This is a genomic window from Pseudomonas tritici (assembly GCF_014268275.3).
GTDB lineage: Bacteria > Pseudomonadota > Gammaproteobacteria > Pseudomonadales > Pseudomonadaceae > Aquipseudomonas > Aquipseudomonas tritici.
On sequence record NZ_CP077084.1, the window covers coordinates 4,878,768 to 4,899,229 of the forward strand.

The window sequence follows — 20,462 nt, forward strand, 5'->3', positions numbered from 1 at the left end:
TAAAGTACCAACCCGTATCATCCGGGTTGGTAACAAACTCTTTACTTCAAGCGATGGGCCAATTCCACGACATCACTATACTTACGCAACAAGTTAATCCCATCATCATTTATAAGTGAATAATAAACATTTGACCTCCAAGCCTGAAGATTAGATGACATACCCCTAATTTCATCTCGATCCGCGTTAAGAATTGTCAAGTAAAATAGAGCCATATCCTTAATCGACGTCAATTCCGTGACAAACGAAAACGTAACCAGTTTACCTTGTGAAGTATCAAAGGATTCAACCGACTCTCTCCACTTATCCGGAGATTTTAAACCATAATACTCTTCAGCCTTTGAAGCCTTGAAAAAAACCAAATATGCAAGCCAAAAAAACTGAATTTTTCCGCCAATTGTGTCCGCTGCACTTTTAATTTGCTTTACGTAATTTGTAAGCTCTCGTAATTCAACGCTAAAATAGCGACACAGCCCGACAAGTATTAGTTGATTATCTGTAAACCCTTCCATCATGGTTACTACAGTGTGTTTCTTCGTATCTACGGCATCGGCATTACTAAAGTTATAACGCCCCACTCGTCCCGAGATGTTGATATCTAAACCTACACTTGCAATTTCTGGAAGGCAACGATGAACCATCGAGAAAATATCGCTGTTATCCAAATTAAACTCAGCATCAAAGAAACGATTCAGATATCGTTCTGAAGAAAATCCCTGACCGTATACGGCTCGTATCGAATGGGCAAGCTGTTTTGAATCGGACGCAATTATAAATCTGCACCCTTCCAATTCGAAAAAGTGCTTGATTCGTTCCAAAAGCTCTATTGCATAAGTAGGGCGACAGCGATCAAGTTCATCGATAAAAATAAAAGCCGGTTTGTTCAAGTCATTATTTTCCGCAGCAGCACTAAGCCTTTCCACTACAGCAGCTTTAAAGTCCTCGACTTGCTTAGTAGTCTTTGCCTGATCCTCAATTAATGAAGCGACAAGACTTCCTGCTGCATCCGATGCATCATCAGAACTTCCCTCTCCGATCAAATCCTCAAGCTCAACCCCCACATACTTCCTAACCAGACCTTTCGCAATTAAAGGAGCTGCTTTCCTAAGTATCGAAGCGCCCAAATTTACAGCACGCCTGCCAGCTACAGACGCAGTAACATCAAGTTCATCTTTAGTTTGCTGCTCTATGCAAGTAATCAGTGCCAGCAGCGGTTCAGCAGAGTAATCCGTCTCCCACGCGTTAAAAAAAACGCAAACATGTTTTTTACTTAACTCTGCCCGCCAGCGCTCCAAGAAAAATGATTTACCAGCACCCCAGGGCGAATTAACATTAAGAACTTTTATATCATTAGCCAAAATATATGTTGTAAGAAATTCACTACTAGGCTTTCGATCCATGAAATCATCAGCCCATACATCTACTTCTACCTCTACGCTCATTCCCTATCCCCTTTTCCGATTCAGCCAATCATCTAAATTCATTTTATAGCCCCTGGACCACTCCTGGGGCTCCGATTACTATTCAGAATTTTTTGCGAAGACCTCAAATATCCGAAGCACATCCATCTGTCGCTGCGCAGTCATGGACCTGAACATTGCCAGCAACATCACTTCCTGATCGGTAAGGCAGTTCACATTTACGACTGACGCTTGGCATTCCGACACACCGCTGTTCTCCATCATGCGAATACTCCTTTCACACGCAACGGGGACTCGGCGCCTACATGGCGCCGTTAAAGACTCCCGGGGAACAGCTAATTTCCTTCACGTTTTGCTGTGTCATCGGACATCAATCAAAAAAATTATGTGTTTTGTTACGTCACTGCACAGGCTTGAACGGGGGCAGCGTCATGTACACCCCGCTCTCGCCCCAGCCTTGCAAGTTACCACTGGCATCGACAACGTAATGCTCGTTGAAGTCGCTTTCGGGATCGTCAAGCCGCAGCCCACCATCCGGCAGTTTCTTTCCTACATAGTGCTGCGTATTTTTCCCACCACTGGCAAAGACAGAGTCGATCGCATACTTATCTTTCTGCTTGTACAAGACCATCACGTGCCCCAGAGCACCATCCCGCAACCAGCTACCGATCCTGTTGGGATAAGCCTTCAAATCCATTGCTCGCAAGGTTTGGAAGTCTTGAGCGCTAACGCCGATAAGTGATGCCCGGTAATCGGGATCGAAACTAGCATTGGCCCAGTACGTTTTTTCGGTCTGCCCCTCCACTCGGAAGCCTATGAAGGTTTTATCGGCTTTGAATTTCGTCTCGACGCGGATGGCTTTTGCCACTTCAGCAAGCTCAGTGTCATTGAGTCGCCGGGGCAACATGACCTCAACCTTACGAGGCCGCCCCTCGCGAAATTCGTCTTTTGTGATGGTGTAAGTGGACGGCAAAACGGAGCTTTGAGCAGGCTTCTCCGCAAGCGGTGCCTTATCAGCAGCTTTGTCCTTATCACCACCTGAACACATCGTGACAGCGCCGGCGATAATGACCAGCAGGATTAGCAGCCCGAATATCTGCTGTCCGACAGTCACTCCAGGGTTCTTTACGCCACAGTTGGGACAGACCTTTGCCGTCGCATCCACCGTGTGTCTACACGATTTACAAGGCTTCAACGCCATTCGAACATCCCCTTTTCATCCGACGAAAAAAACCGACCCTCATGGTCGGCGTATCAAATCCGCGTCTATGGCTGTCGTTCGCTAATGGGGCTACTTGTTCCCTGGCTGACTTGCCGCGCTGGCAAATGCAGCTGCCGTCCGCAGAAGCACATTACGATCATCCTCTGACATTCGCCGCATGTTCCCCAAAACTGCCGACTCGACGTCGCTCAGGTTGTTGAGGTCCGTGTCGCCGCGCGAGCCGGTCAGCACGTAATGCACGTCAACTCCAAGCTCTTGGAGCCCAGAGAGATAGCGCACATCGGGAGAGCTGGACTCAAGTTCATAAGCCTTTTGAGTTCCACGGCTAACCCCAGCGGAGACGCCAAAGTCGGTCTGGTTTTTGCCCAGCCGCTCGCGTTCTTCCCGCAGGCGTTCACCTACCCCTAAAGAAATGAGCAATTTTTTGATCAAAATAATTTGACTTGAGCAGAAATCTGACCAAGAATCCTTTTCGTCGAACACGATTAAACACGGACGAACACTATGCATGCCCTACAGACCCTCGAGCAAGCCCGCGCGGTTCTTGATCGCGAGGGTAAAAGCATTGCCGAATTTAGCCGCCAACATGGCTTGAACAAAAATCTGGTCAGCGACCTGCTAAACGGCCGTAAGAAAGGCCGTCGTGGTGAAGCGCACCGAGCGGCTGTGTTGCTCGGAATCAAAGACGGCCAGATCACAAACTAGGGCCTCTGGCTCCAAGGGGAAACCAGAAGATGAAACGCCCAGTTCTAGACAGCAGAAAAAGCGTCGTAATGGCCGTCATAGGCGCCTATCCAGGCGGTCGGTCGTACGCCTCGGCTGACCTCGGCATGCCGCTCAAGAAGTTCGACAACCAGGCTTACGAGAACGCCGGCAGCCGCCCGCTGACCGACGAACACATCCACCGTCTGGAACAAGTCGCCGGCACAACGTTCTTGGCTGATTACATCGCTTCAATGTACGGCGGCATGTTCGTACCGCTGAGCCTCCCGGAGAATCTGGATAACGTGGAGTTGTACAGCCGCTCGCTCAAAGCCTCGGCCAAGCGGGGCAAGGTCGACCAGATCATGTCTGCCGCCCTGGACGATGGGGTCATCGAAAGACGTGAAGCCGACGCGATCATCGCCGCCCTGCTCACCTACATGTCAGCTCGCTATGCCGAAGTGTTCGCAACTATCCAGCTCTACAGCCAGGGAGCTGTCTAGTGAGTACCTACAAACTCGTGTGCCCTCACTGCCACGGCCGCATGCGCATCCGTACCAGCGAAGGCCAACATATTTTCCTGCGCATCACCTACATGCAATGCACCAACGAAGCGTGCGGCTGGGCTGTGCGTGCTGAATTTCAGATGACCCACGAACTGAGCCCCAGCGGCATGCCCAACCCAGCTGTAAAGCTGCCCGTTGCGGACGTGGTCATTCGTCGCCAGGCAATGCGAACCCCCAACGATCAACCCGATCTGCTGGACCAAATGGCAATGGAGCGAGCGTGATGAATACAGCTACCCACACCGATTACCAGGAATACCAGGCAACCATGCAAACCGCTGGCCTTTCCTTTTTGCAACGTCACCAGGGCGAATACCTTGGCAACGACCAGTTGTTGTTCTGCCGCGCCGTACAGCACCTAGTGGGCAGTTTGGAAGTGCCATTGCACATGGCTGAAAAACTGATCAGTCGTGCCTACGGTGAACTCAAATCCAACAACGACCGCCATCAGTTGGACGTAGATGCCAGCTCTGGTGCCGTGGCAGTTATTACCGACCCAGGCAGCGGAATGACCTGGGCTGTGCCGGTGAGCCTCATCTACCAGCGAATCATCAACGCACCGGAAAACCGCCGACTGCGTCTCGTAACACCTTAAACCCCGACTAAACACGCCCTGCCCCATTCCCAATGGGTTTGGGTGAGCTTTGCCCGCAATCCGAGGTGGACCATGGAAATCGACATCGCCATCACCGCAAAACTGCCCCGCGACCAGGCCGAGGCACTGCTCGTTGAGCTGCGTGCGCAGTACGCGCTGCTGTTCAACGAGCATTGGTATGACGACCGTTTTCGCATGATTCCCGAAGGGTTGCGGCACGGCTCGTTGCTGGTGGCCTTCCCTGGGTTGGCCGCACGAAAAAGCCTGATTGGCGCCCTTAAACACAGTCTCGACGAAGCGAAGTAAGCCACGATGGAAATGGAACAAAGGCTGCGAGCCGACGTCATCCAACGCATTGAGCGGGACTACCAGCTCAAGCACATGGCCAACACCAATTACATGCGCAAGGGTGTGTGCCCAGCGTGCCGCCAGAAAACCCTTTACACATTCTACGACTCGCCCTGGACGTTGATCTGCGGTCGGCCGGAAAAATGCGACCACCGCGTCTACGTGAAAGACGTCTACGACGATCTGTTCAACGACTGGAGCAAGACCGCGCCGTCGACAGCGGACAACCCACAGGCCACAGCACGCGCCTACCTTGAGTTTGCGCGGGGTTTCAAATTTGAGCTGATCGCCGGCTTGTTCACTCAGGATAACTACTGGGATGGACGGCTAAACATCGGTAGCGCCACGGTGCGTTTCGCCTTGGAGAAAGGTGGCTACTGGGAGCGCCTGATAGATCGGCCCGATCGATTCGGCAAGATGAAAGCCCGCTTCCGCCCCACCGGCGAAGGCTTGACTGGTTACAAGGGCGTCTGGTGGTGCCCACCGAGTGTGGACCTGCTGGAAGTCGACGAACTATTCATTGTCGAGGGAATCTTCGACTCCATTGCTCTGCTGCACAACGAAGTGCCGGCCGTGTCGATGATGTCCAGCGCTCCCTGCCCCATCGACTCACTCAAGGCCCTGGTCAAGTTACGTCAGGACGCTGGCAAACGTCTGCCGCGCCTAGTGTGGGCACTGGATAACGAGCCAATCGCCAAGGCCAACATGCGCCGCTGGGCGAAGGAAGCGAGCGAGCTGGGCTTCACCTCTAAAGCAGCCGTTATCCCGCAGCCCACCGGAAAAAAGGTCGACTGGAACGATCTGCACCTGCGGTGGAAGTCGATCGAGGGCGACGACAAACGCGCAGAGCGCATTGAGCAAGACCTTGGCGAAGCGCGCCACCAGGGCGATTTGCTGCTGGCTGATTCGGCTGAAGAAAAGGCGTTCTTAATCTACGTGCGCAACGAACGCAAAGAATTTCATTTCACGTTCCGCAAACGCTTGTACTGGTTTCGGCTGGACCTTGAGAAATACGACCGGGCGATGACCGATCTGGAAAGCTCGGAACGCCACGAAGACCAGTTGCTCACGGAAGAACAGCGACGCTACAAGGCACTGCGCCAATCTGGCTCGGTGACCAGCATCGCCAACTGCAATTTCCAAGCGCTGTATTACATGCGCAACGACCTGACCGACGAGGCCTGGTACTACTTCCGCATCGAGCGCCCGCAAGGGCCTGCCATCAAAAGCACGTTCACGGCCAAGCAGCTCACGTCAGCACCTGAGTTCGCCAACCGCCTGCTCAACGTCTCCAACGGCGCGATGTTTGAGGGCAGCGCTCAGCAACTGAAACGGATTTTGGCGCCTCAACTGGATTGCCTGAAAACAGTAAACACAATCGAATGGATAGGTTACAGCCGCGACCACGGCGCCTATGTCTTCAACGACCTGGCCTTTCACGGCGGCAAGGTTCAGGTGCGCAACAAGGAAGACTTTTTCGACCTGGGCAAGCTGAGCATCAAGTCACAGAGCCAGTCGCCGGTGCTGCACATCAACACCGACCTCAACGCCTATAACGAAGGTTGGTTCGACATCTACTGGCGCTGCTTTGGCGTACAGGGGCTGGTGGTGCTGGCCTGGTGGCTGGGCGCGTTGCACGCCGAGCAGATCCGCCAGATACACAAGTCGCTGATGTTCCTTGAGCTGGTGGGTGAAGCCGGATCGGGCAAGACCACGCTGGTGGAGCTGCTGTGGAAGTCGGTCGGGCGCACTGATTACGAAGGCTTCGACCCGTCCAAAGCAACCGCCGCGAGCCGTGCGCGTAACTTCTCGCAGGTCAGCAACTTGCCGGTAGTGCTGATCGAATCCGAGCGTGAACAAAAGGAAGGCCAGCCGGTTAAACACTTCGACTGGGACGAACTGAAAACCGCCTATAACGGCCGCAGCGTTCGCTCCACCGGCGTGAAAAACAATGGGAACGACACCCACGAACCGCCGTTCCGCGCGGCCCTGCTGATTGCGCAGAACAACCCAGTGAACGCATCAGAGCCAATCCTGCAGCGTATCTGCCACGTCCACCTGACACGTGAACACCACACGCCGGAGACCAAGCAGTACGCCGAGCAGCTGGAACGCATGCCGATGGACAGCATCAGCGGCTTCCTGGTCAAGGCGCTGCAACGCGAGGCCGAAACCATGCGGCTGCTGGAGGAAAACACCTCCGGCTACGAACAGGAGCTGCTAGCCCTGCCTGGCGTGCGCACCGTGCGTATCGCCAAGAACCACGCCCAGCTGCGCAGCCTGGTGGACGCATTGGCCGGCGTCGTACCGCTCGGCGATCGACGCAAGGCCCTCGCCCACGCCGAAATCAGCCGCATGGCCCTGGAGCGGCAGCAGGCAATCAATGCCGACCACCCGACCGTGCGCGAGTTTTGGGACCTGTACGAATTCCTCAACGGCATGGACGAGAAAGCAGCGCTGAACCATGCGCGCCGCGATGGACTGATCGCCGTGAACCTCAACGAGTTTGTGGAAATGGCCGCCAACAAACGGCAACAGGTACCGCCGCTGAGCGACCTGAAACGCCTGCTGAAGACCAGCAAGTCACCCAAATTTCTGGAATCGAACAAGCCGGTCAACTCGTCGCGCCAGGTTGACGCCTTCGACAAGCCTAAAACCATTCGCTGCTGGGTATTCCAGGGCGTGTAACCACCGCAACAACAGGAGCAGCACCATGAAAAACGAACTCAAATCGGCCATTCGCTTCAACGACTTTGTCGCCTACTTCGGCGCGCGCGGGGTACTGGCTATGGCCTGGTGGATGGGAGCAGTGCATGCCGGCCGAATTCGCGAAGACCAGGCCAGCTTCCCATTCCTGCAGATCGTCGGCGCCGCCGGCAGCGGCAAGAGTCTGATGCTGGGCTACCTCCAAAAGCTGAACGGGCAAACGCCTTATTCCAACTCTTTGGGGCATTCCACTCCAGCCGGGCGAGCGCGCACGTTTGCCAGCGCAGGGCAACGGATTGTGATTTGCGAGGAACAAGGCGAGTTAGGCCAATCCATTGACTGGGATGAATTGAAGCCGCTTTTCAGCTCCGGCAGCGTGAGCATTCGCTCGGGGGATGGCCTTAGTGAGGAAGTGACATTCCGCGGGGCTTTGGTGATAACCGCCAACCAACGGCTGGAGTGCAGTGATGCGGTCACCAGCAGAATGGTTACGGTCGATCTCTCAGCTCACGACGCCCACACGCCAAGGATCCGGCCGGAAGCCATTGGCAACGTCGACGCAGCTGAGGCAAGTGCGTTCGGTATCGAGATTGCGCAGTCTGGAGAATGGATTTGCAGCAGTCTCAAGGCTTTTTTACCCGCATATCAAGCCCAGCTCACTCGTAAATACGGGGCGGACCTCAACGGGCGGACAGCCCTCAACTGTGCACAGATGATCTGTCTGGTTGACCTGCTCTGCAATCTTCTAGCTGTTCCGCAGGACCTTCAGCTTGAGACCAGGAAGTTGATTCACGACATCGCTTTCCACGACACCATTCCTTACTGATCCGGTCTTCGAAAGGAAAATGCGCATGAACATGCCTGCCGAAAAGCCGCAGCCTAACTGGTTTCAGCAGTTGCAAGAGTTTGAAGCCAATCGCCCCGCCATCCGAAAAGCAGGTATCGAGGCACTCGCTCGCTTGGTTCCTGTCGCCCAGCGGGATACAGGCCAGAGCGCAGTCATCGGTCGCTTCCTGCTCGGGCTCTACAACGGCCGCGACTACCCCTTCGTCCTGACCAGTCTGCGCGGCCTCGACACCGCATTGTTCGACGACTGCCTGGCGGTACTGCAACTGGACTACTCGCCAGAGCAAGAGGTGCACACGTACCTGCCTGACGGCGATGCGATCTGGGAAGAACTGATAGGTACCTGGGCATGAAATGGGCGCCGAAACGCAATAGGGACGGGCAAGTCCAGCAGAACTGCTGGGTTACCGACAACGGCTACACCGTCGCGCTGTGCCGGTTGCCAGAGTCTCGCTACCCGATCACTCGCCCAGGGGGCGAATTGCCCTTCGCTTATGCGAAAGACCGGGACGAAGTCATAACGATCATTGAGCAAGACCAGGCCAAACCGGCCTGAAAGATGGTGTCGAGGAGCGCCAACTCCCCGACACCTACCACTACAAAGGAGCAGCACCATGCAAGCACAGAACCCAAGCAGCAGCGCCGTAGAGGCTAGCACCCCACCGAACATCAAGCGATACCTGGTCAAGGAAACCTGGAAGGAATACCAGGTCACTCTTGAGGTAAATCACGACGTACTGACCGAGGAAACTGCCTCACTAATCAACGGTTTTTGGTCGAACGCCGATGACCGGCTCTCTGCTGAAAATGGAGATGTCGTCCGGACCGTTATCCGCTTGTTTGGTCAAACGATGATCTACCGGATGCTGAGCGAAGGCGGCGCAAGTTTCAGCATCACCACCAAAAACCTTATGACAGGTGACAACCCTGGGCCTTTTTGGACCGAAGACCTTCACACCGAAGAAGGCTGGGGTGGCAATGAACCTGGGCCTTACGGCTTTTGCGGCATTCGCGTCATCGCAGCTGATGTCGATACACCTGGTTACGACGATGTCGAGTTGGTGGAGGCTGGCGCATGACCGTATTCCTTCTGCTTTACCTGTGCGCAGATGCGACCCGAACGAATTGCCAGGTGGTGAAGGCTGATACCTGGAATGGCCCTTACGCCTATGAAGAATGCATCGGCGTCGTGCCAGACCTGACCGAGGCGCTGACCGCCCCCAACAGGAAGCGGCATCGGTTTGTTTGCGAAATCCAATCCAACACCGCGCAGCCCGCTGATCATGTGGCCCAACCGACGCTTATTCATCAATCGCTTCGCATGTGAAGGGGGCTCAATGAACAACGACAAAGCCTTTCCCTGGAACCTCGATCTAACCGGCGTCTGCGACCAGTGCGGTAGATCCCGAGCCCACGGCAACCATCAGAATTGCAGCAAGGCGCGCCAGGCGGCCAACGCCAAGCGTCGGGCTGAGGAGGCCCAAGCCGGAGTCACACCGGCACCTAGAAAAAGTGCCAGCCTGTTCTGGTTACTTCGCCAGCAGTGATCGGCAACACTTCACCGCAACACACAAAAGGCCCGGAGACGGGCCTTTTTTCTTTCACCTGGAAGAATCTTTCAATACATCGCGTGGGGACGCATATGGCAGATGGCGTAGAGGCCCGTGGCAATTCGGTACGGGTTTATTTTCGTTTCAATGGCGAGCTGTGCCGGGAACTGGTGCCCGGCGGCAACACACCGGCCAACCGCGAGCATGCAAAGCGCCTGGTCACGGTGATCGAGTACGAGATCCAGGCCGGTACCTTCGATTACCGCCGGCATTTTCCCGAGTCGACCAAACTGGCCGAGAACAGCTTTGGGCACTACCTGGACCTGTGGCTGACCATCAAGAGCAACAGCGTGGCCGCGACCTCTTTCCGTGGGTACAAGAACAAGGCTGAGGTCCATGTGCGGCCGCGCTGGGGCGACGTTCAGATCGATCAGATTGACCACCTGGACCTGCAAGAGTGGATTCAGGGGCCGCTGTCGAAGCGGCTGAAGAATAAGACCATCCGCGACATCATCAGCAATGTGCGCCAGGTGTTTCGGCTGTACCGCACCCGGAAGAAGGTCGCACACGACCCCACCGAGGGTTTGTTTGTGCGTCTGCCAGATCCAGAGGCGCCCGACCCGTTCACCAGGGCGGAAATCAAGCAGATCCTCAACACGCACACCAGCCGCACCCAGGAGCTGCTGATGGTGCAGTTCATGATTTGGGCGGGCCCACGGGTGTCTGAGACGATTGCGCTCGCCTGGGAGGACGTCGATCTGAAACAGGGGACGGTGACTTTTCGCCGATCCAAGGTTCGCGGGGCCTATCGAGTGACCAAAACCCGGCGATCTACACGCAAGGTTCGTCTGCTGGAGCCAGCGTGGGATGCATTGCGCAAACTGGACGCCATCAACCAGGTCAAGACTGTGGACACAGTCAATGTCGTCGAGCGGGACAATAAAACCGTCCGCAAGCACAAGCTGCACTTTGTATTCCTGAACACCAAGAGCGGCTTGCCACACGTCAGCGACTTTGTGGTGAGGGACAGGTTCTTCAAAGCACACCTGAAAGCGGCAGGGGTTCGCTATCGCGGTCCTGGCCAGTGCCGACACACCTACGCCAGCCAGTTGCTCACCACTGGCGTGGCTTCGGTTGACTGGATCGCGGAGCAGATGGGCCACACCAGCGCGAACATGATCCGACAGCACTACGGCATGTGGATCAACGAGGACGGCCCGGACGTCATCGGCATGCTGCAGCACGCCCTGGGCATTCAGCCACCAGGTGGTGATGAAGCCTTGTAAACCGGGGTTCGAACGCGAGCAGTCCAGCAGCCCGTATTCCCATGGATGTTCCCATATGGGCCTTTTTTGACTCTCTTAAAACACAAAACCCCTGAAAACTTTAACGTTTTCAGGGGTTTAGTCGTTTCAAATTTGGCGGTGAAGGAGAGATTCGAACTCTCGATACAATTTCTTGTATACACACTTTCCAGGCGTGCTCCTTAAGCCACTCGGACACTTCACCGTATCTCGTCAAACCAGTTCAGTCTGTCGAGGCGCGCTAATGTAGTCGAAAGCCTTTCTGATGGCAAAGGTTTTTTTCAGAATTTTCATGCGGTTAGCCGGTTATGGCTGGACGCATCCGGCGAGGGGTGGTGATTGTGCCATTCTCAGGCATCGGCGGTGTGCGTCTGGGACAGCCATTGTGCCCTGCCCCAGGCATTCCAGCCGCGTGTATGCGGGAAAAGTCTGACTGGCCAGTCAGTCACAGTGCTTTACCGGGGCGGGTGTGGTGGGTAACGTCTGCGCATGCACGTCTATTAACATGCCTTCTATAACAAATCCTACAAGGAACCGCGTCATGAGTGAGTTGATTGCCTACCACCTCGAAGACGGTATCGCGACCCTGACCTTGAGCAACGGCAAGGTGAATGCCATTTCTCCTGCAGTGGTCAGTGCCTTTAATGAAGCGCTGGACCAGGCGGAGAAGGACCGGGCGGTGGTGGTGATCACCGGCACGCCGGGGATTTTGTCGGGTGGTTATGATTTGAAGGTGATGACTGCCGGCCCTAAAGAGGCAATCGGCCTGGTGACGTCGGGTTCGACGTTGGCGCGTCGTTTGTTGTCGCACCCGTTTCCGGTGATTGTGGCGTGCCCTGGGCATGCGGTGGCCAAGGGCGCGTTTTTGCTGTTGTCGGCGGATTATCGGATTGGGGTAGAAGGCCCGTTCAGCATCGGTCTGAATGAGGTGGCGATTGGCATGACCATGCACCACGCGGGTATCGAGCTGGCGCGGGATCGGCTACGCAAGTCGGCGTTTCACCGCTCGGTAATCAATGCCGAGATGTTCGACCCACAGGGTGCACTGCAAGCGGGCTTCCTCGATAAGGTGGTCGCGCCGGAGGAGTTGCAGGCAGCGGCGCTGGAAGCAGCGCGTCAGTTGAAGAAGCTTAATATGAACGCCCACAAGCACACCAAGTTGAAGGTGCGTAAGGAACTGCTGGAGGCCTTGGACGAGGCAATCATCCAGGACCAAGGGCATATCCTGAGCTAAACCCTTACATCTGATACGCCAGAGCCCGACCTTGAGTCGGGCTTTTTCTTACACTTCAAACCGAATGATCTTCAGCCGCTCTGGCCCGCCAGTGTCGGCAGATGTTGAAACATGCACTAAAACATCGGCCATCTCCTACCTCTACCGGGGTAATTGCCGAATCCAGTGCACATCCGTACACTGCGCCACCTTTTGTCTCGATAGGCCGTGTCGATGCTTTATCTGTTGCGTATGTTGTTGATGAGCCTGCACTTTATGCTCGCCGGTGTGCTGGGTGTGCTGGTAGGTATCTGCCGGCCATTCAATCCGGACAACAGCCGCCTGTGTGCCCGCCTTTACGCGCTGCCGGCCATGTGGATTCTGCGTTTGAACGTAAAAGCCGATGTGGACTCGTTGCGCAACAAGCCCGGCACCTGCGTGGTGATCGCAAACCACCAGTCCAACTATGACCTGTTTGTCGTGGGCAATGTGGTGCCGTACCGCACGGTGTGTATCGCCAAAAAAAGCCTGAAATGGGTGCCGCTGTTCGGCCAGTTGTTCTGGCTGGCGGGCAATGTGTTGATCGACCGGGGCAATGCGCACAAGGCGCGCCGTGCGATGCTCACCACGACCCAGACACTGCAACATAAAGACACGTCGATTTGGGTATTCCCGGAAGGTACGCGCAACCTGGGTAACGGTTTGCTGCCGTTCAAGAAGGGTGCGTTCCATATGGCGATCGCGGCGGGTGTGCCGATCGTGCAGGTGTGTGTCAGCAATTACGTCACTCACATGCGGCTTAATCGCTGGAACAGTGGTGATGTGCTCATACGTTCGTTGCCGCCAATTCCTACTACAGGCATGACGGTGGATGACATCCCGGCGTTGATGCAGGCCTGTTATGCGCAGATGGATGAATGCATTGCGCGGATGGATCGTGAGTTGCGGGCGGCCTGAATAACGATTGGGGGGCGCTTCGCACCCCGGCGCGAGCAAGCTCGCTCACTACAACGGCAGCTACAACGGAACGCCATTCAAGCTAAGCTGCCCAACATCTGTCCCCCCAATAAGAAGTGATCAGCACCATGGGTAGAGTTGTTGCGGCCGCCGTCTACAGCGCCGGTAAGAAAGTCTCTGATATCACCCTCGACGAAGGCGCGGCCTGGGCCGCCAAACCTGGTCACTTTGTATGGATCGGCCTGGAAGAACCCAACGCCCAGGAACTGACCAACTTGCAACGCCAGTTCAACCTGCATGAGCTGGCCATCGAAGACGCTCTGGAAAAACACAGCCGCCCCAAGCTTGAAACCTTCGGCGATGCACTGTTTATCGTCACCTATTCACCGGTGCGCGAGAACGGCAAGCTGGAGTTTATCGAAACCCATATCTTTGCCGGTAATGGCTACATCATCACCGCACGCAACGGTCACTCGGCGTCCTACGGCTTTGTGCGCCAACGCTGTGAGGCGCGACCGCTGTTGCTGGAGCATGGGGAAGATTTCGTACTCTATGCGCTGCTGGATTTTGTCACCGAGAACTACCAGCCGGTGAGTGAAGCGATCCATGCCGAGATCGATGAGCTGGAGCGTAACGTGCTGTGCAGTTCGCTGAGTGAACGCGACATCCAGAAGATCCATGGCCTACGTCGCGACGTGCTGCGGCTCAAGCGTTACGTGGCGCCGATGGTGGAGATCAGCCAGGAGCTGCAGAAGCTGAGTTTTCCGTTTATCGACAAGAACATGCGCCCGTATTTCCGTGACGTGCAGATCCACGTGACACGGCAGATGGAAGACCTCACCACCCTGCGCGATATCGCCAGCCAGACCATCGAGATCGGTGTATTACTGGAGGCCTCGCGCCAGAGCGTGGTGCAGCGCAAGTTCGCCGCATGGGCGGCAATCCTGGCGTTCCCCACTGCGGTGGCGGGGATTTATGGGATGAACTTCCAGAACATGCCCGAGCTGCAATGGCACTACGGCTATTTTGCGGTGCTCGGGTTTATTGCGACCGGTTGCACCGGCCTGTGGGCCAGCTTCAAACGTTCGGGATGGCTTTAAACCCGGGCCTCGGGCTTGTGTGCCACAAAGCGCATCATCCATTCCGCCACAGTGGCGCCGTGGTGGTCGCGTTCAAGGCTGGCGACGCCGTTTGTGTAGACCTTTTCACCCAGCGTTGTCTGAAGAATCTCCAGCAATTCGCGGGAATAGTCGTGGATAAATTCCGGGTGGCCTTGGAAGCACAGCACTTGATCGCCGATGTGGTACGCGGCGAACGGGCAAAACGCGCTGGACGCGATGACCGTGGCATTTTCCGGCAGCGTGGTCACTTGGTCCTGGTGGCTGATCAATAGCGTCAGCTCTTCCACTTCCGGGCTCATCCACGGCGCCTTGGCGTCGAGCTTGTAATCGTGAATGCCGATGCCCCAACCCTGGCCGGCGCGCTCAGCCTTGCCGCCGAGCAGCAGCGCCAGCAACTGGTGACCGAAGCAGATACCGAGCAGCTTGTCGCCGCGCTCGTAACGTTCGAGCAGGTAGGTCTTGAGGGTCTGGATCCAAGGGTCAGTGCCGAAGGAGTCGGCCTTGCTGCCGGTTACCAGGTACGCGTCGAACACTTCATCGTCCGATGGGTATTCGCCGTTCACCACGTTGTACACGACAAACTCAGCGGGGATGGGTTGCTTGGAGAACAGGCGCTTGAACATCTGCCCATACCCTTGGTATTGATCGATCAAGCCTGGACGCAGGATATCGGTTTCCAGGATACAGACGCGTAGCGACATAAAAAATACCTGACACGGTGATGGGAATAATGCACACCCCAGAGCCTGCCTTGAAATACCCCCTTAAGGCAAGCCCCCCCTTAACCCGTAGTACCTACACAATATTGTAGTGAGCGGGCTTGTGCCGCGCCGGGCTGCGAAGCGGCCCTAAAACCTGACACCACGTTTCACCTGAAAAAACGCGACGGCCTTACTGGGGCTGCTTCGCAGCCCAGCGCGGGACAAGCCCGCTCACTACAGGTTATTGGTGCCCCCCTTGATCACCGGAACACGTCACCCTCGGCAGCTTTTTCCAGCAATAAAGCCGGCGGTGTGAAGCGTTCGCCATACTGCTCGGCCAGATAGCGGGCGCGGGCGACAAAATCGTTCAGCCCATATTGGTTGATGAACTGCAAGGCGCCACCGCTCCAAGCCGCGAAACCAATGCCGAAAATCGAACCTACGTTAGCGTCCGCCGTGGACATCAACACCCCCTCCTCCACACACCGCACTGTTTCGATGGTCTGGATAAACAGCAGGCGGTCGCGCACATCTTGTGGCGAGATGCGTTGATCGGGCCGTTCAAAGCGGCTTTTCAGCTCCGGCCACAGGTACTTCTGCCCTCCGTTGGGGTACTCATAGAAACCGCCTCCCGCCGCCTTGCCGACGCGTTTGTATTCGTTGACCAAAAGGTCGATGACCGCTGCCGCCGGATGCGCGGGCACTGCCTTACCTTCCGCCTGCAGATCCTTGGCCGTCTGCTGCCTTATATGGCTCATCAGGCTCAGAGAGACTTCATCCGACACTGCCAGCGGGCCCACCGGCATGCCGGCCTTGCGCGCTTCGGTCTCGATCATCGGTGCGGCCACGCCTTCGCCAAGCATGGCGATGCCTTCGTTGGTAAAGGTGCCGAACACCCGCGAGGTGAAAAAGCCACGACTGTCGTTGACCACGATCGGGGTTTTCTTGATTTGCAGTACGAAATCGAAACCACGGGCCAAGGTTTCGTCTGAGGTATGCGCCCCTTTGATGATCTCCACTAGTGGCATTTTGTCCACCGGGCTGAAGAAATGCAGGCCGATGAATTTGCCTGGATCCGGCACTGCTGTGGCCAGCCCGCTGATGGGCAAGGTGGAGGTGTTGGAAGCAATCACCGCGTCGGCGCCCACGACGCGTTGCGCCGCGGCGCTGACTTTAGCCTTGAGTTCGCGGTCTTCGAACACGGCTTCGATGACCAGGTCGCAGCCCGCAAGGTCGGTATCGGAGGCCGTAGGATGAATCCGCGCCAAGATTGCTTCCCGCTGCTCAACGCTCAGTTGCCCACGGCTGACCTTCTTGTCCAGCAGCGCCGCCGAATGCGCCTTGCCCTTCTCGGCGGCCTCCAGATTGATGTCCTTGAGCACCACCTCAATACCTGCACTGGCGCTGACATAGGCAATGCCTGCGCCCATCATCCCAGCGCCGAGCACGCCGACTTTGCGCGTGACGTAAGGCGCGAAGCCTTGCGGACGTGAACTGCCGGCGTTGATCTCGTTGAGCTGGAACCAAAAGGTGCCGATCATGTTTTTCGCCACTTTCCCGGTCACCAGCTCGGTGAAGTAGCGAGTCTCGATGAGGTGCGCAGTGTCAAAATCTACCTGGGCACCTTCAACGGCGGCGCAGAGGATTTTCTCCGGGGCCGGGAAACAGCCGTGGGTTTTACTGCGCAAAATCGACGGCGCAATTGCAAGCATCTGCGCCACTTTTGGACTGGACGGTGTGCCGCCGGGCAGTTGGTACGCCTTGGTGTCCCAAGGCTGCTTTGCATCCGGGTGGGCCAGAATCCAGGCGCGGGATTTGGCCAGCAGCTCTTCGCGGTTTGCCGCCAACTCATTGATCAACCCGGCTTGCAGCGCCTGGTGTGGCCTGACTTTTTTACCTTCCAGCAAATACGGCAAAGCCTTTTCCAGCCCCAGCATGCGCACCATGCGCACCACCCCGCCGCCGCCCGGCAGCAGGCCCAAGGTGACTTCCGGCAAGCCAAGCTGCACTGACGTGTCATCCAGCGCGACGCGATAGTGGCACGCCAGGCAAATCTCCCAACCACCCCCCAGCGCCGCGCCATTGATGGCAGCCACCACGGGCTTGCCGAGGGTTTCCAGGCGGCGCAGTTGCGCTTTCAGCACCAACACACCGTTGTAGAAATCCTTGGCGTGGGCCTTGTCGACCTTGATCAGTTCATTGAGGTCGCCACCGGCAAAAAACGTCTTCTTCGCCGAGGTGATCACCACCCCGGCAATGCTGTCCCTCTCCGACTCCAGGCGCTCGACCGTTGCCGCCATGGCCTCGCGGTACACGCCGTTCATGGTATTGGCGCTCTGGCCGGACATGTCGAGGGTCAGCACCACGATCCTGTCCTGGCCTTGTTCGTAACGAATGGCTTGGGTCATGAAAAATTCCTTGGGCTCAGAGGCGTTCGATAATGGTGGCGATGCCCATGCCACCGCCGACACACAGCGTGGCCAGGCCGTAGCGCTGCTGGCGTACTTCAAGCTCGTCGAGCAAGGTGCCGAGGATCGCGCAGCCAGTGGCGCCGAGCGGGTGGCCCATGGCGATCGAGCCGCCATTCACGTTGACCCGCGCAGCGTCGATGCCCATGTCCTTGATGAATTTGAGAACGACAGAGGCAAACGCTTCATTGACTTCGAACAGGTCGATGTCTTCGACACGCAAGCCGGCCTTGGCCAGCGCTTTGCGCGTTGCCGGCGCGGGGCCGGTGAGCATGATGGTGGGGTCGGTGCTGGTGACCGCCGTGGCGACGATGCGCGCGCGCGGTTGCAGGCCCAGCTCGCGGCCCATGGCCTCGGAGCCGATCAGCATCAGCGCGGCGCCATCGACGATGCCGGAGCTGTTGCCGGGGGTGTGCACGTGATGGATGCGCTCGACGTGGCTGTAGACCCGTAACGCGGTGGCGTCGAAGCCCATCTGCCCCATCATTTCGAAGCTCGGCTTGAGCTTGCCAAGGCCTTCGAGGGTGGAGTCGCCGCGGATGAATTCGTCTTGGTCCAGCAGCACAATGCCGTTCTGGTCCTGCACCGCGATCAGCGATTTGTTGAAGGAACCGTCTGCACGCGCCCTGGCCGCTTTGTGCTGCGAATGCAGGGCAAAGGTGTCGACGTCCTCTCGGGTGAACCCTTCCAGGGTCGCGATCAGGTCAGCGCCAATGCCCTGCGGGGTGAAATGGCTGTGCATATTGGTTTGCGGGTCCAGAACCCAGGCGCCGCCATCACTGCCCATGGGCACGCGGGACATGGACTCGACGCCACCGACCACGACCAAGTCTTCGAAGCCGGAGCGGACTTTCATCGCCCCCAGGTTGACCGCTTCCAGGCCTGAGGCGCAGAAGCGGTTGACTTGTACACCGGCAACGCTGATGTCCCAATCCGCCACCAGCGCGGCGGTCTTGGCAATGTCGGCGCCCTGATCGCCCACCGGGGTCACGCAGCCGAGCACGATGTCGTCCACTTGATGGGTGTCGAGGTCGTTGCGCCGGGCCAGCGCCGTGAGCAAACCAGCCACCAGGTTCACTGGCTTGACGCTGTGCAAGGCGCCGTCCGCCTTGCCTTTGCCGCGGGGCGTGCGTATCGCATCAAAGATCAAAGCTTGGGTCATGACATCCTCGAACCGCTGTGCATGGATGCCTCTACCTTAGGCCCGATTGACACGGTTTCAATGACGGATGCGCTCATTGCTTTTGACCCCGACGCTCGGACGAACGGTAGCCACCTAAGTTAATTACGTGATTAATCGGTTTAGCTGTCTAGCCAAGGCATTGGCGCCAAGATGGCGTTATGCCTCATGCCTTTTTAAGCTGAATTGTTGATTAGCTGATACGAAATAGGTCTAAGCCACGAAGAACGAGGGCTCTAAGGTTGAATCAGTAAGAAGCTGCTGCCGGGTTTTGCTGGAGCAGCTGTAAGAAAAGTGACACGTCATCTCGCCATACTGAAATAAAACCGGCACGCATTTGACGCTCAGGAATAACAACAAAAGGCAGTCAGCCATGTTCAAACATTCGAAAGTACGTCAGGCGGGACTTATTCTGTTCGCCACCACACTGATCCTGATCTTGCCCAACTTGACCAAGGTTATTGGGTGACGCCTCAACACTCACATTGCGTGCCTACACAGCACCGGGTTTGCAGCTTTTGGCAGCACCTGCCGGGACATTGCGCATAGCGGTCCTGCAGGGGCTGCCTTTTTATGTATGGATTTCCGGTATCGTGAGCACCATCGCCACTGCGCACCGGGCCTCCCTCTTGAAAGTCATCTTCGCTCTCTTCGCCTTGCTGATCGGCCTGCCCGCTTCGGCGGCGCAATTGACCATCGAGCTCGACCACAGCAGCAAGACCTGGCAGACCGCCGACTTGCTCAAGCACCCACAAGCGCAAACGGTACAGATCGTTGATGACGTTTCCTACAAGCGCACCATGACTTATCGGGCCGTGCCGCTGGCCTTGCTCCTACCGGGACTGAAACCTGAGAGCCACCTGCAGGCTGTGGCCTTGGATGGTTTCGCCGCCGAGCTCACCGCTGCACCGCTGCTGGAAAAACAGGGCGCACGTGCCTGGCTGGCGGTGGAAGATCCCGCTCAACCGTGGCCTGCATTGACGGAAGGAAAACCGAGTGCCGGGCCGTTCTATCTGGTGTGGACCGATCCGCAAGCCGGGCATATCAGCCCTGAGCAGTGGCCGTTCCAGATCTCAGGGATCAAACAATTGAAGACCGTGGCGGAGCGCTTTCCGGCGTTGTTGCCCGACCCGAAACTGGCGGTAGATGACCCGATCAATCAGGGCTTTGCGCTGTTCCAGAAGAATTGCCTGGCCTGTCATCGCCTCAACGGTGCCGGTGACGCGCAGGTGGGGCCGGACTTGAATATTCCCTATAACCCCACCGAGTATTTTGGCGGCGATTTCCTCAAACGCTATATCCGCGACCCACAGAGTTTGCGGCATTGGCCGCAGGCGAAGATGCCAGCGTTTGCGGCCAGTGTGTTGCCGGACGGTGAGCTGGATTTGCTGGTTAGTTATTTGAAACATATGGCAGGGCGTAAATTGTAGTGAGCGGGCTTGCCCCGCGCGGGTGGCGAAGCCGCCCCAAAACCAGACAACTCGGTTCTGCCTGGAAAAGTACGATGGCAGGATTAGGGCGGCTTCGCCACCCAGCGCGGGGCAAGCCCGCTCACTACATCC

At 56.7% G+C, this 20,462-nt stretch carries 23 protein-coding genes and 1 tRNA gene; 17 read left to right on the forward strand and 7 right to left on the reverse strand.

The window, feature by feature from the left end:
• Nucleotides 1–41: 41 nt before the first annotated feature.
• The 3 genes from HU722_RS22125 to HU722_RS22135 all read right to left on the reverse strand — a co-directional run bounded on the left by HU722_RS22125 (nt 42) and on the right by HU722_RS22135 (nt 3,126).
• Nucleotides 42–1,442 (reverse strand): KAP family P-loop NTPase fold protein, encoded by a 1,401-nt coding sequence (locus HU722_RS22125; RefSeq protein WP_186754454.1) that lies wholly within the window; start codon nt 1,440–1,442, stop codon nt 42–44.
• Between the two features lie 379 nt (nt 1,443–1,821).
• Entirely contained in the window at nt 1,822–2,535 is a 714-nt protein-coding gene (locus tag HU722_RS22130) for a zinc ribbon domain-containing protein (protein WP_225930653.1), read from the reverse strand.
• 177 nt (nt 2,536–2,712) lie between these two features.
• On the reverse strand, nt 2,713–3,126 hold the full coding sequence (locus tag HU722_RS22135) for an XRE family transcriptional regulator (protein WP_437182530.1): 414 nt from the start codon (nt 3,124–3,126) through the stop codon (nt 2,713–2,715).
• 21 nt (nt 3,127–3,147) lie between these two features.
• On the opposite strand from HU722_RS22135, the gene HU722_RS22140 reads away from it, so the two are divergent.
• The 13 genes from HU722_RS22140 to HU722_RS22200 all read left to right on the forward strand — a co-directional run bounded on the left by HU722_RS22140 (nt 3,148) and on the right by HU722_RS22200 (nt 11,242).
• Nucleotides 3,148–3,348, forward strand: a complete 201-nt coding sequence (locus HU722_RS22140; RefSeq protein ID WP_186754450.1) for a DNA-binding protein — start codon at nt 3,148–3,150, stop codon at nt 3,346–3,348.
• Nucleotides 3,349–3,377: 29 nt separating this feature from the next.
• Complete coding sequence (locus HU722_RS22145; protein ID WP_186754448.1) at nt 3,378–3,848, forward strand: YmfL family putative regulatory protein; 471 nt, start codon at nt 3,378–3,380, stop codon at nt 3,846–3,848.
• Nucleotides 3,848–4,135 carry an Ogr/Delta-like zinc finger protein gene (locus tag HU722_RS22150; protein ID WP_186754446.1) on the forward strand — a complete coding sequence of 96 codons (288 nt, stop codon included), beginning with the start codon at nt 3,848–3,850 and terminating at the stop codon, nt 4,133–4,135. Before HU722_RS22145 ends, HU722_RS22150 begins: the two co-directional genes overlap by 1 nt.
• Nucleotides 4,135–4,506, forward strand: coding sequence for a hypothetical protein (locus tag HU722_RS22155; protein WP_186754444.1), 372 nt, complete (start codon nt 4,135–4,137; stop codon nt 4,504–4,506). The genes HU722_RS22150 and HU722_RS22155 overlap by 1 nt, the downstream gene beginning before the upstream one ends.
• 72 nt (nt 4,507–4,578) lie before the next feature.
• Nucleotides 4,579–4,812 carry a hypothetical protein gene (locus tag HU722_RS22160; RefSeq protein ID WP_064453706.1) on the forward strand — a complete coding sequence of 78 codons (234 nt, stop codon included), beginning with the start codon at nt 4,579–4,581 and terminating at the stop codon, nt 4,810–4,812.
• 12 nt (nt 4,813–4,824) lie between these two features.
• Nucleotides 4,825–7,542 carry a toprim domain-containing protein gene (locus HU722_RS22165; RefSeq protein ID WP_186754504.1) on the forward strand — a complete coding sequence of 906 codons (2,718 nt, stop codon included), beginning with the start codon at nt 4,825–4,827 and terminating at the stop codon, nt 7,540–7,542.
• 25 nt (nt 7,543–7,567) lie between these two features.
• The gene (locus HU722_RS22170; protein ID WP_186754442.1) at nt 7,568–8,386 is read left to right on the forward strand and encodes a hypothetical protein; all 819 of its coding nucleotides are present in this window, start codon (nt 7,568–7,570) and stop codon (nt 8,384–8,386) included.
• A gap of 25 nt (nt 8,387–8,411) precedes the next feature.
• Complete coding sequence (locus tag HU722_RS22175) at nt 8,412–8,759, forward strand: DUF7673 family protein (RefSeq protein ID WP_105227886.1); 348 nt, start codon at nt 8,412–8,414, stop codon at nt 8,757–8,759.
• Entirely contained in the window at nt 8,756–8,962 is a 207-nt protein-coding gene (locus HU722_RS22180; protein WP_105227888.1) for a hypothetical protein, read from the forward strand. Before HU722_RS22175 ends, HU722_RS22180 begins: the two co-directional genes overlap by 4 nt.
• Before the next feature lie 58 nt (nt 8,963–9,020).
• Entirely contained in the window at nt 9,021–9,485 is a 465-nt protein-coding gene (locus HU722_RS22185; RefSeq protein ID WP_186754440.1) for a DUF2528 family protein, read from the forward strand.
• The gene (locus HU722_RS22190) at nt 9,482–9,733 is read left to right on the forward strand and encodes a hypothetical protein (RefSeq protein WP_186754438.1); all 252 of its coding nucleotides are present in this window, start codon (nt 9,482–9,484) and stop codon (nt 9,731–9,733) included. The genes HU722_RS22185 and HU722_RS22190 overlap by 4 nt, the downstream gene beginning before the upstream one ends.
• Nucleotides 9,734–9,743: 10 nt before the next feature.
• Nucleotides 9,744–9,953 (forward strand): hypothetical protein, encoded by a 210-nt coding sequence (locus tag HU722_RS22195; RefSeq protein ID WP_186754436.1) that lies wholly within the window; start codon nt 9,744–9,746, stop codon nt 9,951–9,953.
• A 95-nt stretch (nt 9,954–10,048) separates the two neighbouring features.
• Nucleotides 10,049–11,242 carry an Arm DNA-binding domain-containing protein gene (locus HU722_RS22200; RefSeq protein ID WP_186754434.1) on the forward strand — a complete coding sequence of 398 codons (1,194 nt, stop codon included), beginning with the start codon at nt 10,049–10,051 and terminating at the stop codon, nt 11,240–11,242.
• Nucleotides 11,243–11,375: 133 nt separating this feature from the next.
• Here the strand turns inward: HU722_RS22200 and HU722_RS22205 are convergent.
• Nucleotides 11,376–11,465: transfer RNA gene (locus HU722_RS22205), tRNA-Ser, on the reverse strand.
• A 336-nt stretch (nt 11,466–11,801) separates the two neighbouring features.
• On the opposite strand from HU722_RS22205, the gene HU722_RS22210 reads away from it, so the two are divergent.
• From HU722_RS22210 to HU722_RS22220, 3 genes are all read left to right on the forward strand, one after another.
• Nucleotides 11,802–12,494 (forward strand): crotonase/enoyl-CoA hydratase family protein, encoded by a 693-nt coding sequence (locus HU722_RS22210; protein ID WP_065873931.1) that lies wholly within the window; start codon nt 11,802–11,804, stop codon nt 12,492–12,494.
• A gap of 213 nt (nt 12,495–12,707) precedes the next feature.
• Nucleotides 12,708–13,430, forward strand: a complete 723-nt coding sequence (locus HU722_RS22215) for a 1-acylglycerol-3-phosphate O-acyltransferase (protein ID WP_065873932.1) — start codon at nt 12,708–12,710, stop codon at nt 13,428–13,430.
• 128 nt (nt 13,431–13,558) lie between these two features.
• Nucleotides 13,559–14,530 carry a magnesium and cobalt transport protein CorA gene (locus tag HU722_RS22220; protein ID WP_065873933.1) on the forward strand — a complete coding sequence of 324 codons (972 nt, stop codon included), beginning with the start codon at nt 13,559–13,561 and terminating at the stop codon, nt 14,528–14,530.
• Here HU722_RS22220 and HU722_RS22225 read toward each other — a convergent pair.
• The 3 genes from HU722_RS22225 to HU722_RS22235 all read right to left on the reverse strand — a co-directional run bounded on the left by HU722_RS22225 (nt 14,527) and on the right by HU722_RS22235 (nt 18,882).
• Nucleotides 14,527–15,252 carry an amidotransferase gene (locus tag HU722_RS22225; RefSeq protein ID WP_065873934.1) on the reverse strand — a complete coding sequence of 242 codons (726 nt, stop codon included), beginning with the start codon at nt 15,250–15,252 and terminating at the stop codon, nt 14,527–14,529. The two genes, HU722_RS22220 and HU722_RS22225, sit on opposite strands and share 4 nt — an antisense overlap.
• Before the next feature lie 260 nt (nt 15,253–15,512).
• Nucleotides 15,513–17,660 carry a 3-hydroxyacyl-CoA dehydrogenase NAD-binding domain-containing protein gene (locus tag HU722_RS22230; protein ID WP_065889835.1) on the reverse strand — a complete coding sequence of 716 codons (2,148 nt, stop codon included), beginning with the start codon at nt 17,658–17,660 and terminating at the stop codon, nt 15,513–15,515.
• Nucleotides 17,661–17,676: 16 nt separating this feature from the next.
• On the reverse strand, nt 17,677–18,882 hold the full coding sequence (locus tag HU722_RS22235) for an acetyl-CoA C-acetyltransferase (protein WP_065873936.1): 1,206 nt from the start codon (nt 18,880–18,882) through the stop codon (nt 17,677–17,679).
• Between the two features lie 647 nt (nt 18,883–19,529).
• On the opposite strand from HU722_RS22235, the gene HU722_RS22240 reads away from it, so the two are divergent.
• Complete coding sequence (locus HU722_RS22240) at nt 19,530–20,330, forward strand: cytochrome c (protein ID WP_065874019.1); 801 nt, start codon at nt 19,530–19,532, stop codon at nt 20,328–20,330.
• Nucleotides 20,331–20,462 lie beyond the last annotated feature (132 nt).

What these genes read in the sequence shown, in the direction of transcription:
- HU722_RS22125 (WP_186754454.1), bottom strand. Translation starts at nt 1,442, where the DNA reads ATGAGCGTAGAGGTAGAAGTAGATGTATGGGCTGATGATTTCATGGAT.
- HU722_RS22140 (WP_186754450.1), top strand. Translation starts at nt 3,148, where the DNA reads ATGCATGCCCTACAGACCCTCGAGCAAGCCCGCGCGGTTCTTGATCGC.
- HU722_RS22145 (WP_186754448.1), top strand. Translation starts at nt 3,378, where the DNA reads ATGAAACGCCCAGTTCTAGACAGCAGAAAAAGCGTCGTAATGGCCGTC.
- HU722_RS22155 (WP_186754444.1), top strand. Translation starts at nt 4,135, where the DNA reads ATGAATACAGCTACCCACACCGATTACCAGGAATACCAGGCAACCATG.
- HU722_RS22160 (WP_064453706.1), top strand. Translation starts at nt 4,579, where the DNA reads ATGGAAATCGACATCGCCATCACCGCAAAACTGCCCCGCGACCAGGCC.
- HU722_RS22165 (WP_186754504.1), top strand. Translation starts at nt 4,825, where the DNA reads ATGGAACAAAGGCTGCGAGCCGACGTCATCCAACGCATTGAGCGGGAC.
- HU722_RS22170 (WP_186754442.1), top strand. Translation starts at nt 7,568, where the DNA reads ATGAAAAACGAACTCAAATCGGCCATTCGCTTCAACGACTTTGTCGCC.
- HU722_RS22175 (WP_105227886.1), top strand. Translation starts at nt 8,412, where the DNA reads ATGAACATGCCTGCCGAAAAGCCGCAGCCTAACTGGTTTCAGCAGTTG.
- HU722_RS22180 (WP_105227888.1), top strand. Translation starts at nt 8,756, where the DNA reads ATGAAATGGGCGCCGAAACGCAATAGGGACGGGCAAGTCCAGCAGAAC.
- HU722_RS22185 (WP_186754440.1), top strand. Translation starts at nt 9,021, where the DNA reads ATGCAAGCACAGAACCCAAGCAGCAGCGCCGTAGAGGCTAGCACCCCA.
- HU722_RS22190 (WP_186754438.1), top strand. Translation starts at nt 9,482, where the DNA reads ATGACCGTATTCCTTCTGCTTTACCTGTGCGCAGATGCGACCCGAACG.
- HU722_RS22195 (WP_186754436.1), top strand. Translation starts at nt 9,744, where the DNA reads ATGAACAACGACAAAGCCTTTCCCTGGAACCTCGATCTAACCGGCGTC.
- HU722_RS22200 (WP_186754434.1), top strand. Translation starts at nt 10,049, where the DNA reads ATGGCAGATGGCGTAGAGGCCCGTGGCAATTCGGTACGGGTTTATTTT.
- HU722_RS22210 (WP_065873931.1), top strand. Translation starts at nt 11,802, where the DNA reads ATGAGTGAGTTGATTGCCTACCACCTCGAAGACGGTATCGCGACCCTG.
- HU722_RS22215 (WP_065873932.1), top strand. Translation starts at nt 12,708, where the DNA reads ATGCTTTATCTGTTGCGTATGTTGTTGATGAGCCTGCACTTTATGCTC.
- HU722_RS22220 (WP_065873933.1), top strand. Translation starts at nt 13,559, where the DNA reads ATGGGTAGAGTTGTTGCGGCCGCCGTCTACAGCGCCGGTAAGAAAGTC.
- HU722_RS22225 (WP_065873934.1), bottom strand. Translation starts at nt 15,252, where the DNA reads ATGTCGCTACGCGTCTGTATCCTGGAAACCGATATCCTGCGTCCAGGC.
- HU722_RS22230 (WP_065889835.1), bottom strand. Translation starts at nt 17,660, where the DNA reads ATGACCCAAGCCATTCGTTACGAACAAGGCCAGGACAGGATCGTGGTG.
- HU722_RS22235 (WP_065873936.1), bottom strand. Translation starts at nt 18,882, where the DNA reads ATGACCCAAGCTTTGATCTTTGATGCGATACGCACGCCCCGCGGCAAA.